The sequence below is a fragment of the Dapis purpurea BLCC-M126 genome (assembly GCF_050015975.1).
In the GTDB taxonomy this organism is placed as follows: domain Bacteria; phylum Cyanobacteriota; class Cyanobacteriia; order Cyanobacteriales; family Microcoleaceae; genus Trichodesmium.
This window is the reverse complement of record NZ_JBNHER010000150.1, coordinates 31536-45615: the sequence shown is the minus strand read 5'-3', so window position 1 is coordinate 45615 and position 14080 is coordinate 31536. Positions and strand designations below refer to the sequence as shown.

Annotated in this window: 6 protein-coding genes and 1 tRNA gene; 3 read left to right on the top strand and 4 right to left on the bottom strand. The window is 33.0% G+C overall.

Going from position 1 to position 14080, the window contains the following annotated elements; translation table 11 throughout:
• Window positions 1–493 precede the first annotated feature (493 nt).
• Window positions 494–1975 (top strand): DASH family cryptochrome, encoded by a 1482-nt coding sequence (locus ACP6PL_RS13535; RefSeq protein ID WP_426545782.1) that lies wholly within the window; start codon window positions 494–496, stop codon window positions 1973–1975.
• 521 nt (window positions 1976–2496) lie between these two features.
• Here the strand turns inward: ACP6PL_RS13535 and ACP6PL_RS13530 are convergent.
• Window positions 2497–2567, bottom strand: a tRNA-Gly gene (locus ACP6PL_RS13530).
• Between the two features lie 75 nt (window positions 2568–2642).
• A complete protein-coding gene (locus ACP6PL_RS13525) occupies window positions 2643–6155 on the bottom strand; it encodes a response regulator (RefSeq protein WP_426545781.1) in 3513 nt (1170 codons plus the stop codon).
• Window positions 6156–7835: 1680 nt separating this feature from the next.
• On the opposite strand from ACP6PL_RS13525, the gene ACP6PL_RS13520 reads away from it, so the two are divergent.
• Window positions 7836–8576 (top strand): GNAT family N-acetyltransferase, encoded by a 741-nt coding sequence (locus ACP6PL_RS13520; protein ID WP_426545780.1) that lies wholly within the window; start codon window positions 7836–7838, stop codon window positions 8574–8576.
• Window positions 8577–8790: 214 nt separating this feature from the next.
• Window positions 8791–9234 carry a hypothetical protein gene (locus ACP6PL_RS13515; RefSeq protein WP_426545779.1) on the top strand — a complete coding sequence of 148 codons (444 nt, stop codon included), beginning with the start codon at window positions 8791–8793 and terminating at the stop codon, window positions 9232–9234.
• Between the two features lie 1262 nt (window positions 9235–10496).
• Here the strand turns inward: ACP6PL_RS13515 and ACP6PL_RS13510 are convergent.
• On the bottom strand, window positions 10497–12608 hold the full coding sequence (locus ACP6PL_RS13510; protein WP_426545778.1) for a prolyl oligopeptidase family serine peptidase: 2112 nt from the start codon (window positions 12606–12608) through the stop codon (window positions 10497–10499).
• Between the two features lie 60 nt (window positions 12609–12668).
• Window positions 12669–13685 carry a hypothetical protein gene (locus tag ACP6PL_RS13505; RefSeq protein ID WP_426545777.1) on the bottom strand — a complete coding sequence of 339 codons (1017 nt, stop codon included), beginning with the start codon at window positions 13683–13685 and terminating at the stop codon, window positions 12669–12671.
• Window positions 13686–14080: the final 395 nt, after the last annotated feature.

Genomic DNA, 14080 nt, shown 5'->3' with positions numbered 1-14080 from the left:
TGGCTAGTACCAGGCGTGATAAATTTAGTATTCAATAGTCAGTAGAAGCAGCTATCATTATCATTTTCTACCCTGAAACAATTCTATTCGAGTAATACCAATTCTAAAAAATTATGCAATAAATTATTCAATAATTTAGTTATTAAGTAATCAATACCTAAGAGCAATATTTTTAAGCATTTGTTTGAAAAGAGTGAAGATACACCTTATATACTTGCCCTCTAATCCCTCGAATCTCTTTTCAAAAATATATAGGAACAATGCGTGATATTTGGTATAAATATAGATTTTATTTTAACCATTTTTGTTAATTAAATTATTTTTAACATTCTTTTGTGAGGTATAGCATTAAAGCCTAGGTGTTAAAGGTAGGGTATTGGTAAAATTATTTTTTCACACTTGATATAATCCTACTATAATAGCAAGGAGCAAGAATATCAGCATTATTCAAAAATTCTGGTCTTTCCTATTCCCTATTCCCTCAAAAATTAATATGAGTCAGAACGTAATTATATTATGGTATCGTAACGATTTACGCATCCATGATCATCAACCACTATATAAAGCACTAAAAGCTAATGCTCAAATTATTCCCATTTATTGCTTAGATCCAAGGAAATTTAGTAAAACAAATTTTGGCTTTCCTAAAACAGGCGTATTTAGAGCAAAGTTTTTACTAGAAAGTATTGTTGATTTGCGTAACAGTCTGCAAAAATTAGGTAGTAATTTAGTTATTTTTCAAGATAAACCAGAAATAGTAATTCCTAGACTAGCTCAACAGTTATCTGCTAAATCAGTATTTTTTCATCAAGAAGTTACTGCTGAAGAAATTAAAGTAGAAAGAGCAGTAAATCAAGCACTAAAACAAATTGGAGTTAAGTTAAAATCATTTTGGTGTCATACACTTTACCATCCAGATGATTTACCTTTTGAGATTCAACAATTACCAGAATTATTTACCAATTTTCGCAAAGACGTAGAGAAAAATTCTAGTGTAAATCCTACATTCTCAACTCCTAATAAATTACCATCTTTACCAGAAATTGATATGGGAGAATTACCCAAATTATCTGATTTAAACCTAGAAATACCAGCACCAGATTCACGGAGAGTTTTAGAATTTAGAGGCGGAGAAACTGCTGGGAAGCAAAGAGTAAAAAATTACTTTTGGCAGCAAGACTGTTTAAAAGTTTATAAGGAAACAAGAAATGGAATGCTAGGAGCAAATTATTCTTCTAAATTTTCTCCTTGGTTAGCATTAGGATGTTTGTCACCTCGTTATATTTATGAACAAGTTAAAGAATATGAATATCAAAGAGTTAAAAATCAATCAACTTATTGGTTGGTTTTTGAGTTACTCTGGCGAGATTATTTCCGATTTATTTGTCAAAAACATAGGAATAAAATATTTCATAAATCTGGTTTACAAGGTGTAGCTATTCCTTGGCAAGAAGATTGGGGGAAATTTAAAAAGTGGCAAGCAGGTAAAACAGGATTTCCCCTAGTAGATGCTAATATGCGTGAACTTTTGGCTACAGGTTTTATGTCAAATCGTGGTAGACAAAATGTTGCTAGTTTTCTAACTAAAAATTTAAGAATTAATTGGCAAATGGGAGCTGAATGGTTTGAGTCTTTACTAATAGATTATGATGTTTGTAGTAATTGGGGAAATTGGAATTACACTGCTGGAGTAGGAAATGATGCGCGAGGTTTTCGCTATTTTAATATCCCTAAACAGGCAAAAGATTATGATCCAGAAGGCAAATATGTTAAACATTGGTTGCCAGAATTAGGAAAAGTTCCTGCTGCTAAAGTACATGAACCTTGGAAATTATTACCTGTTGAACAAAATAGATTTAGTGTTAAAATAGGTGTAGATTATCCACAACCAATTGTTGATTTATGGCAGTCGGTTAAGCAGAATGAAAAAATTTATAATACAGCATTAAAAGGTAAGAATTCAGACGTAATATAAAATCCGGTTATACAGTAATTGCAAAATTACTTCCTCTTAATAGAGATGTTATATTGAATATGAATTTAAAAATTCAAGAGTTCAAATCAAATATTTCTGTTGACTCCTGACTGCGAGTGCAATAGGATAACTAATTAGGTTTTGCTGAATCAATCTTATAGGTGAGGGTAGGAGTCAGGAGAACTGAGTCAGGAGTTAGAGGAATTTAAAGGAGGTAGTCTGAAGAGTTGTCCCTTAATTTTTCTGCCCTTGTCTGCTCAAAATGTTAAGTTTTTGAACTTAATAAATCAACAAGCTAGCAATTTTTTAGAGCAAAAAAGGCTAAAGCATTTACACATAAAGGCTTTGAGAGTTAATCAGCAAGCCGTAATTACTCAGATATATATCAGTTATTAGCCAATTAGCTTTAAATAGCTAAATTCAAAAAAAAGCAAAACTCTATTATTTTTATATCTGTAGGAACCAAAAACACAACAAAGAAAATTATGTGGTATTAAATACCAAGAGTTAAGTATTTTCAAAGCGGGTAGGGGGAATCGAACCCCCATCATTAGCTTGGAAGGCTAAGGTTTTACCACTAAACTATACCCGCAGTCATTTAATTAATATAGCACAGTTTCTCAAAATTGCAACTACATCAGAAAAAAATATTTTGGCCTTATCAAGGTTAACTTATGGGACTTCGACTCACCACAAAGCCCAAAATATCCTCATCTATGCCTTTTAGCTTCAAATATCCATATTTCTTCACCATCGGACTATCCAAATATTGGGCCACTGTTTCTGATGCCAAAATTGTATTTGGCTCTGCGGCTTCCTGTAAACGAGCTGCAATATTTACTGATGGACCAATAGCTGTATAATCAGACCGCTCTAGACCACCAAACATACCCACTACAGCATTCCCCTGATGAATTCCACAACGAAACCTCACTGGAGGCACCCCATTGTCTCCAATCAACCCCAGACTTTGCCAGCGCTCATTCAACTGATCTAAAGCTTTCAACATTGCCTGAGCTGATGCTACCGCCCGTCGCACTTGCTCTTGTGCAGTCAACTCTTCAGGTGAGCCATAAATTGCCATCACAGCATCCCCCACAAACTTATCTACAGTACCACCATTAGCAAAAATAGCTCTTGTCATTTCTGCCAAATATTCATTTAATAATTCTGCGATACGAGACGACTGCAAAATATTTGACATCCGAGTAAAACCTACAATATCACTAAATAAAACTGTGACCAACCTTGGTTCTGGTGTTAAATCCAAAGCCAATTCTCCTTGTGCTGCTCGTTGCACCATTTCCGGTGGTAAGAACCGCCGTAACACTGATTCTGTCAAGTAAGAATTCAACCTTTGCACCTGTCGCTCATTCTCTTTCAAAACCAAAAAATTTCTGACTTCTGCTAACAATTCTCTATCATTAAAAGGTTTTGACAAATAAGCATCTGCCCCTCTTTCTACCCCTTCAATTCTAGTATCTTCATCTGCTTTAGCGGTTAACAAAATAATCGGCGTACCTCGCAATTGTTGTTCTTCTCTAATCATTTTGATTAAATCTAAACCAGATACTACTGGCATCATTAAATCAGTTATGATTACATGAGGATGATAAATTTGTGCAACTTCAAATCCTTCAGATCCATCCTTAGCTAACACCACATTAAAGTTAGATTTTCTCAGAATTCTTGACACATAGCTTCTCAAATCTGGATTATCATCTACCACCAAAATAGTCGCTACTCCCATATCACCAGAATTAACTGTAGCAATATTTTCTTGTTGGTCTACAGCTTGTAACTCCTCTGCTTCTTCTAACTCTGCTTCTATATCCGCCAACTCAACAGCTAACTTAGTAGCATCAAATTCCGCAGGTATTTCTGATACTTGCGCCACAGGTAAATGCGTACTTCCTATTGGCAGCAAAACTTTAAAAGTAGTACCTTGACTATAAACTGATTCTACAGTTATTTGACCACCATGAAGTTCTACTAATTCTTTGACTAAAGCTAAACCTAAACCACTTCCTTCATAAGAACGATTTGCTGAACCTTCTGCTTGCCGAAATCTTTCAAACAAAAAGGGAATTTGTTCTTGACGAATGCCAATACCAGTGTCTTCTACCTGTAATAAAAAATGTTCTTCAGTAGACTCAATTGAAATCCTAATTCTACCTCCAGCAGGGGTGAATTTCATAGCATTTGAGAGCAAATTGTAAATAACTTTATCAAATTTTTCTATATCTAAATATACTGGTTGCCAATCATCACTAAAGTTTGTAACTAGATTGATTTCTTTTTTCTGGCAGTAGAGGGCAAAAGATTCGACAATATTATGACAAAGATCGACAAGACTACAGGGGCGAAAACAAGGCTGCATTCTTCCTGCATCAAGTCTTTGCAAATCTAGTAATTGATTAACTAATCTCAAAAGACGACGAGAATTACGCAGTGCTATCACACCAGATTCTAGAGTTAAATCTTGTTTGGAGTTCACTGCTTCGTCTAATAATCCAATCATTAGAGTTAGAGGAGTACGAAACTCATGGGAGATATTCTGGAAAAATTCTGTTTTGAGGCGATCTGCTTCGAGTAATCTTTCTGCTTGTTCTCTAGTGGTTTGATAAAGACGAGATTGTTGAACAGCGATCGCTGCTTGAGAAGCTACTGCTTCAGCTAGTTCAATTTCTGAAGTTTCCCATTGGCGTTCAGAAGAGTTGTGGCGCAGAGAAATACTACCAATAATTTTTCCATCAACAGTGAGCGGTACTACCATCAAAGCACGAGCATTAAAGCGTAAAGGTAATTGATCTTCGTTAAATTCTTGATGTTTATTTATATCACTAACTGCAACCGTTTTTTTTGTTTTTAGCAATTCTATTAAAATAGGATTACTACTAATGGGAACAACTGACTGAGGTAAATTCATTAAATTCAATAAATCGTCATCATTAGAAATTTCTGCCTCAACTACAGATTCATCTGGTAGAGGATCTGCTTCAGTAGCACTAAGTGAGGATTGAGCTTGAGCATCATATAATCCAACACAGTGAACATATTCATCGACTTCCGTCCACAATGAGAGAACGCAACCATCTACTTGCAATGCTTGTCCTAACTGCTGAGTGATGGCAGCAAAAATATCTTTAGGGTTTAGACTAGAGCGAATAACAGTAGTGATAGTATTGACTAGACTTTCTCGTTGGGCAAGACTTCTGAGTTGTTCATAAGCACGAGCTTGAGATAGAGCTAGAGCAGCTTGATCGGCAACTGTAATTAAGAGTTGAACTTCATGATCTTCCCAGTTCCGATATTCCCCACACTGGTGCAGTGCTAAAACTGCAATTAAGTCTAATCGGGAAAATAGAGGCACAATTAGACTAGAACAGATATCCACTGCTAGGTAAGCTTGTCGGCGTTGTTGAAGTTCTACAGTCTCTCCTTTTAGCCTTTCGTGATTTTGGATATCTGAAATGATTTCTACATCAGTTGTTTCCCAGATAATATGAGGGAAAATTTCTTCTGGTATTTTAGGCAAATCGTTATTTACTGCTTGTTCAGAATTATGTTCTTGATTCTGGTAAACAACAAACCATTCGTCTCCTCCATGACTATCTTGAAAAGGACAACAGATCGCCAAACTCACTTCAAACATTTGGCCAATACATTCTACTATCCTCTGGAGCATCTCCCGATAGTTGGGGGCAGAGCGAATAGTATTGGTAACTGCGTATAGGAGAGATTCTTGCTGAAGAGCACGACGTAGTTCGTCAGTGTGTGATTTAAGGACATTATGGGTGTCAACTGCTTGTTTGACTAATGCTTTGAGTTCCTCAGCATTCCAAGGTTTAGTCAGATATTTAAAGACTTTACCAGAGTTGATGGCTTCTACTAAGTCTTCTACATCTGTATAGCCAGTTAAAATAATTCTAATAGTATCAGGATATTGGTCAGCAGTAAGACTTAAGAATTCTGTCCCACTCATTTTGGGCATTCGCTGGTCTGAAATAATTACAGCGACTACCCCAGATTTTTCGAGAATTTCCAGCGCTTCTGGCCCACTTTCGGCTCGCAGCACGTTGTAGTCTCGGAAAAAGGTGCGGTAAAGAAGGTCTAAATTATCTGGTTCGTCATCGACAACCAAAATTTTCGGTTTAAGTTTTCTTTGTCTCAAACTCATGCACCGCTCTCCGTGCTTTCAGGGCAGTTATGATGAATTGTGCTGATTCGGGCACAGTATGGATATAACTCCATTCCACTTCAGATACCGATTAAAGAGGGCCTTTTCTACCTAATTTAATCAACCAATAAGCTATTTCTTCACTTTGGTATTTGCTTCAGTGAAAAAGGATACTTCAATGGTAATAGTTGTTATTAAAACTTCAGTCTATTAAGTTCATAATATCTATACATGAGTATTTATTCCCAAGATTCAATTCTTGAAGATTTTCTAATATTTTTTTTAATTTAGAACAAAAACTGTTTACATTTAGAACAAAATTCACCGAAATTGTCTATCTTTTATGAATTTTTAATCTTTATCGATATATTAGTCTTACTACATATAGTCAATTATCAGTGGCCTTTTTTTGTTCTCAACTACCCCCTTGATTGATTATACTAAAACCTGTCGAAAAACTTCTCAAGGTTATCTGTTAATCTTAACCAGTTTCCGTACAAAAATTTAAGATTTATCTTTGTTTAGGCTTTAATCTTAAATTTTAGCAGAATATCTGCATTGTCAGGTTGATTTTTGGTGTTTCACAATTAGGGGCGTTGCACAATCAGGAATGATTAAATCCAAAAGTAGATATTTTTAGATAACTGTTTCTTCAATAAAATTTACAGTTTAAAATCTATTATTATTCCTTAATGTGCAACCCCTAATAGGGTATTCCTTAATATGCAACCCCTAATAGGGAATATATGAGATCAGAAAAATATTCAGATTTTTAAAAATGAGATTATACCCAAATACAGAATAACGCATCCTGCTAAGAAAATATTTTAGCTATTCAAGATTTGAATATAAGGATTTTTGAAATCTTTATAATCCAATATATCAACAGATTGGTAAAAAGTTAATTTAGACAAAATGCACTAACTAATTGATCAAATAATAAAAGGCAACTATTCAGCTTTCAGTTGTCATCTACTAGCTTATGGCTAGATGAAATATAAATTAATTTCGAGAGAATTAGTGAGAATTAAAAATATTAGTGAAAGCACATCATTTTACTACACTCTATCTACCAAAAAAAAATCTACATTTTTTCAGGAAAAACCTTAGATAATGATATAAATTAGACTAATTAATCTTTCATTTTTATTAGTAGCTCTTAATAGCAAAATGCTGAAACTATAAAGTATATCGTCAAAAGTGATAGCCATTATTTTAAAAAATCTACATACCACTTTTCATGACTTTTTTCAAGGAGTATATATCTCTCTCAAATTGAAGTGTAAATTTAAGAATAAATAAAAAAAAACGAATAATTTTCAAGTCTGCGATGCATTAATTATTTTTTTTAATATTAGGTAAAATAATTACTAAAATTCACAGATATAATTGAAGGTAAATTTAAGTCATTTTGTTTCAGAAAATTCTGTCAGAGTATCAGAATAAAATCTAATACTAAAATAAGGTCTAAATATCATGTTTGGATGAACACTTATAAATAATTAGGGATTAGTTAGGATTCAGTAGGTAAAAAAGAGGGAAACAACAATATATCAGGAGGAGAAGAAAGTTTTTTATCATTAATTAAGCAGACATGATATAACTTAGTATAGACAATTAATTTATAATAAATTAGGAAGTCAAACCATTGAGCAATAATATTTTTTGAAATCTCCCAAAATGAATGGAATTGGGTACTTCATTATAGACGTTTATATAGATATAGCTTGTGAGTGTATTGTGAATCCTTTCTTTTTTTTCTCAAAGTCTGTTAAACCTCAAGTCGGAAAATCTCATCAATTTGAATTTTCAATCCGCATTGCTAAACCACAGGATCTCAAGAGTATTTCCGAAATCTTGACTAATAGTTTTCATTCTCGTGAAGGAATTATGAGCTATGTTTATCCTTTTTTACGACTAAGTATTTACGAAGATTTACGAAATCGTATCCGCTCTAAAGATGAGCATTATTCATGTATTGTTGCTATGGTTGTCAAAGATACTAAGTCTACTGAGGATTTATCTGCGATTGAAGGCCAGGATTTGGTGGGAACTGTGGAAATTAGTGTACGGTCGCGCCAGCAAAACGTAGTTTTATCGCTTCAGCAGAATGGACTTCTACCCCTAGATCCTTGGCAGTTAGATGATTTTGAGTATGCTTATTTATCAAATTTGGCTATTGATGCTGATTATAGAAGATTAGGAATTGCTCAACAGTTGTTAAATTTTTGTGAACATAAGGTCTTGGAATGGGGATTTTGTGACTTATACCTTCATGTCTTAGAAAATAATCATAGTGCTCGGAGACTTTATTATAAAGCTGGTTACAGATTACAAGAAGTTGAATGGACTTTCAGCTCTATACTATTTGGCCAACCCCGAAGGTTACTTTTGCGTAAATCTTTTTCAGGCAAAGTTTAAGTCTCAAGAATAAGTTATTTAGCTTTTGAAAATTAGATGAAAAAAATGGAATTTGAGTATTTTTTAAAGTCAGTTTTTTACCAAATAAAATTTGGGCTTAATTGACTGACTATAAATATAGATAAATTATTTTGTTATTTTGCTGAGGAAGAGTAATTTTCTAGTATTTTTATCAACATTCACTATTTATTGAGTCCTTGAATGAAGAAAAAACATGAAAAGTTTTATAACTGAGTTTTTCAGTAGTATGTGGCATAAGTTCCCACAACAAATATCTAAGTTAGTAGCTACATTAGTAATAACGTTTACCTTACTTTCTATTACTACACTTTTTATACCACTACCTTTTGCCCATGCAGCATATTCCTTATCTTGTGATGGATTGGATGGTGTTGGCAACCCTTATACAGCAACCTATGTAGATGGATTGTTTACTAAAGTCCGGTTTGATCGTTCTCCAGATTTACCCCCTGTAGTCTCGGAATTAACCTACGATATTGTAAATGAGGAAGGTCAACCAATTTACCGAGGTGGTTACTTGGCAGCAGCAGATGTAGTTCTTATTGATCTATCAGGAGGTAATGTCAAACCTGGTTCGGAAGTATCAGTATCAGTTGATAACAATTGGAACCAAGAAAGGGGTATTTGTGGAGTATAGTAAGTAGATTTTAGGGTTATCAAAAGTAATAACTCACATCAAGTTAAATAAAAGGGTGTTTCAGAAGGGAAATCAATAAAAACTCATTGATAAAAAGGAACAGTCTACTTGTAGATTATCACCATTGCAAAAAGGAATATTCATTAGCGTAATAAATATTTATGCTAATGAATATTTTTCAAATATCCCAAGAGATAATAAATTAAGTTTATGACTTTCAATCAAGAAACATTACTTAGTGAAAACAAGTTATTTGATTAAGAACTGCTTAATAATTAAACAATTATTTTGATCTATGGTGCTTCAATATATATAGCAATGAGCGCTCACATATTTACATACTACTATTATCATCAAGTGTAATACAAAGCTCTACTAATATTACCAATACTTTGAATTTACTACATTAGTAATTATTTGTATCATGTAAACACACCAGCGCTCATTGCTATATTAACACTGAAGAATATAAAATCAGTAAGCCTCTAAACACCCTAAACCAATTATGGGTTAGAGTTATTAATGTTAGAGGTAGGAAGAATAAATTTATATACATTGATGGGAAAATTTATCTAACCAATTATCGGATAATTTTTAAAGTTAAAAAAAAGAAAGTCGGCGTATTTCCCACTGTAGATAAAAATCGTCTTTATGGAAAAATAGAGATTTTCTTGTGGAATATTATCACAATAATGAGATTTAGGTACTTGATCAGAAGAGGTTTAAATATAGCAATTCTCATCCTGGTGAGGTACAAAATTCTAGGTTTTAGGCAACAGGGAATAGGGAATAGGGAATATAAAAGAAACTAAAGATAGAGGTTTACCTCATAAGCTTGAGAAAGTCTATATAGAGGTTTTCACCGGGCGTGAGGTACATTAACGATCCCTTGAAAAGTATTATTGTTTTTGTAGAAACTGTAATTAAATTTATAGTAGTTATATTTAAACCAGATAAAAATTAACCCTAAATTTTAATTTTATGTATCTTGGTGTGTTAGAGTATCAAAATAAAAACAATTAGGCGTTGCACGGTGGCAAATGATTCAGGAAAGTAGTAGACCTGCTTGTATTTCAAAATAGAGCAAAATGAATTATTAGAATAATTCATATTCTACTAAGATCCTTATTGATATAGATGTTGATGAGCTATAATGAGAGCTGGTTTGATATTTTGTTTATGAATCAGCTCTTTATTTTTGCTAAAAATAACCCAGGTAAAATTAAATCAAACATTTCTACTTAGACTTAACTTTACTTAAATTAATTACCAAAATTTTCAGGCAATTCCATCTCAAAGTTTCTCAACAGAAAAGCAAATTCATCTGTAATTTCTTCAATTATTTTCGTAGTAGGTTTTCCGGCTCCATGTCCGGCTTTAGTTTCAATTCTAATTAATACTGGATTATCTCCTATATGAACTTCTTGTAAAGCAGAAATAAACTTAAAACTATGAGCTGGAACAACTCTATCGTCATGGTCAGCAGTAATAACTAAAGTTGGAGGATAAGATATTTTTGGCTTTAAATTATGTAGAGGAGAATAAGCATATAAAGCTTTAAATTCTTCTGGATTATCTGGGGAACCATAATCACCAACCCACGCCCAACCAATGGTAAATTTATGGAAACGTAACATATCCATTACTCCTACTGCAGGTAAAGCTGCACCAAATAATTCTGGTCTTTGAGTTATACAAGCACCTACTAATAAACCACCATTACTTGCACCAGTAATAGCTAATTTTTTAGAACAAGTCCAATTATTTTCTATTAACCATTGAGCAGCACTAATAAAGTCATCAAATACATTTTGTTTCTGTTGTTTTATTCCTGCTTGATGCCACTCTTCACCATATTCTCCACCTCCACGAATATTGGCTATTGCATAAACACCTCCCATCTCTAACCAGACTAATCTACTAATAGAAAAGTTGGGAGTGATAGAAATATTAAATCCTCCATATCCATACAGAATAGTTGGATTATTGCTATCCAGATTTATGCCTTTTTTGTGAATAATAAACATGGGAATTTTTGTCCCATCCTTACTACTATAAAAAATTTGCTTTGTTTCAAATTTATCGGGATTAAAATCTACATTTGATTGGCGATAAATTTCACTTTCTCCAGTCACCATATCATAATGATAAATAGTTGACGGAGTTGTGAAACTAACATAACTATAAAATGTGGTTGTGTCGTAACGTTTGCCATAAAAACCACCTACCGAACCAATGCCAGGTAAATCTATATTTCTGACTCCGGAACCATCAAGATTAAATATTTTTATCTGAGTATGAGCATCCTTTAAATAGAAAGCAACAAACTGATTATTCAGTGTGCCTACTCCTTGCAATGTATCTGTTGTTTCGGGAATAATCTCTTGCCATTTATCTTGATTTTCTCCTTTTACTAAAGAAGGAGATGGGGGATTATTAATATCAATGGCAATAACTCGTTTTTTCGGAGCATCAAAATCTGTGAAAAACCAAAAGATATTATCATCATTATCTATCAGACGGTATTCAGCTTCAAACTCACTAATTAGTTCTACTATTGGCGCATCTGGGATAGTTAAATCCTGATAAAAAACCAAATTTTTGCGGTCTGTGCTTTGCCAAATTGTCAAAATTAAATATTTGTTATCTTCTGTGACATAACAATTAAAACTCCATTCTTTTTTGTCAGGTTTTTCATAAATTAGTACATCATCATCTTGAGAAGTACCTAAACTATGATAGTAAACCTTATGTAAATAATTAGTCTCTTTTAACTCCCCTTCTTTTGGTTGTTCATAACGACTATAAAACAGACCCTGATTATCATTTTTCCAAGTTGGTCGATAGAATTTTATCCATTGCAAAAAATCTGGTAAATCTTCTCCAGTTTCAATATTTTTAATTCGCCATTCTTGCCAGTCTGAACCCGCTTTAGAAATACCATAAGCGATTAATTTGCCATCTTTACTAATAGCAATTCCTGAAAGAGCAACTGTTCCATCTTCTGATAATTTATTAGGGTCTATCAAAACTTTTGGTTCAGCATCTAGAGTCGGTAAAGTATATAAAACACTTTGATTTTGTAAACCATCATTTTTGAAATAGAAGTAGAGATCGCCTTCTTTAAAAGGAACGCTATATTTTTCATAATCCCAGATTTGAGTTAGTCGTTTTTTGATAGTTTCTCGTTCGGAAATTTCTGCCAGATAATTAAAGGTAATTTCATTTTGAGATTTTACCCACTCTTGAGTTCTTTCTGAGTCTGGGTCTTCTAACCATCGATAAGGATCGGGAACTTGAATACCATGATAATTTTCTACTATGTCTGTTTTGTCAGTGATGGGATATGTTAGAGGTTGTTTTGGGTATTTCATATTTTTGATTTGTGAATAGTAAATTTAATTTTAGAAGTAAATTCCACCCTTATCAAGTTTTTATTGAAGTTTTGCTTCTTGTTTTTTGCTGATTTTGTTTTTGGTAGTTTTGAGGTCAGAGACCAAATGAGTTAAATTTTTGTAGGGATTATTTTCTCTATTTATTATTAGTTGTTGAATAGATTTTTTATAGACACCTGAACCTCTAAATGCAGCTATTAATTTTGATTCACTTGCTGTATTAATGTTAATTCCAGATGGTGGAGGTGTTGGAGATGGTTTAGGTATTGGAGGTGATTTATCTGCTTGAATAAATTCAATATTTTTCGATTTTAACTTTTTTTCTAAGAGTGACGGACATGAAGGGGCAATCATAAAAGCTAAATCTGGAGGAGTATTATCTGAAGGATGTGAATTAAATTCAAAATCTTTCAACCAATCACTAAATATTTCTAAGTGAGAACTCAACAATTCATAATTTTTTGCCTCACCAAAACCTCTAGCTACTTGTGTACCATTGTGAAGTAATTCTACATAACAATCTAAAGCGTGTTTTTCTCCTTTTTTGCCTTGAAGTTCTTTTGTCGTTTCAACTGTTGATAATGTATATGCTTTCTGTTTTAAATATTTTCCCCATTCTTCTCGACATTTTGCCTCAACTATTCCACTAGCATAACCTTCAAATTTTTGTTCTGGCGTTTCAGGAAAATACTTTTCGTGTACTTTTAAGACTTCCCCAGCATAATCTTGACAAAATGCTCTGAAATTTTCAGTTTTTTTCAATGGTATGTTCTGAATTTCTTGCCAAGCAAAGTCAAAATCCTTATATCCCTTATATGCTCCTATAAACTTTTCGTCTATTTTTTCTTTAATCATTTTGTCTTCTTTTTCTGAACCTGGACCAAGGCTGATGATTTTGTTTGTGATTAAAGTTTCCAATACAGAGTTTTGCTCCTTAATAAATAACTGGAATGTTTCTTTTGTTCCTACCAAGTAGATTAGTACAGGTATCTTCGATTTATATTCATCGGATATCCGCTGTAATAGATTTTCAAAAATCAGGTGAGCTTCTTCCATTTCATTGTTGTTATTATCTTTTATCAATGAATCTAACTCATCTATAAGATACGCAAAGGCAAATCCTGGAGAAACTTTATTTATTCTGAATATCAAGTTAAGAAACAATTTAGCTAAATCTACACCAAGATTTACAAAAAATTTAAAGAACTTTGATTCTAAAGTGTCTTGATTAATTCTGTCTCAATTCAGTTTATCTAATAATCCTGGTTCTGCATCAAAGTCTTTGAGAAACTGTTGAGTAGGCAAACGTATAAAGCAAATAAAGCATTTGTTCAGTTGAAATTTCTGTCATTACTTCCTATCATTAACTTTACTAATCAATATATTTAACACTTACAAAAATTCTATAGTTAAAAATCCTAAAATAGTCATCCTGATAAATGAAACAAGAT

What these genes read in the sequence shown, in the direction of transcription:
- ACP6PL_RS13535 (WP_426545782.1), top strand. Translation starts at nt 494, where the DNA reads ATGAGTCAGAACGTAATTATATTATGGTATCGTAACGATTTACGCATC.
- ACP6PL_RS13525 (WP_426545781.1), bottom strand. Translation starts at nt 6,155, where the DNA reads ATGAGTTTGAGACAAAGAAAACTTAAACCGAAAATTTTGGTTGTCGAT.
- ACP6PL_RS13520 (WP_426545780.1), top strand. Translation starts at nt 7,836, where the DNA reads ATGAATGGAATTGGGTACTTCATTATAGACGTTTATATAGATATAGCT.
- ACP6PL_RS13515 (WP_426545779.1), top strand. Translation starts at nt 8,791, where the DNA reads ATGAAAAGTTTTATAACTGAGTTTTTCAGTAGTATGTGGCATAAGTTC.
- ACP6PL_RS13510 (WP_426545778.1), bottom strand. Translation starts at nt 12,608, where the DNA reads ATGAAATACCCAAAACAACCTCTAACATATCCCATCACTGACAAAACA.
- ACP6PL_RS13505 (WP_426545777.1), bottom strand. Translation starts at nt 13,685, where the DNA reads ATGGAAGAAGCTCACCTGATTTTTGAAAATCTATTACAGCGGATATCC.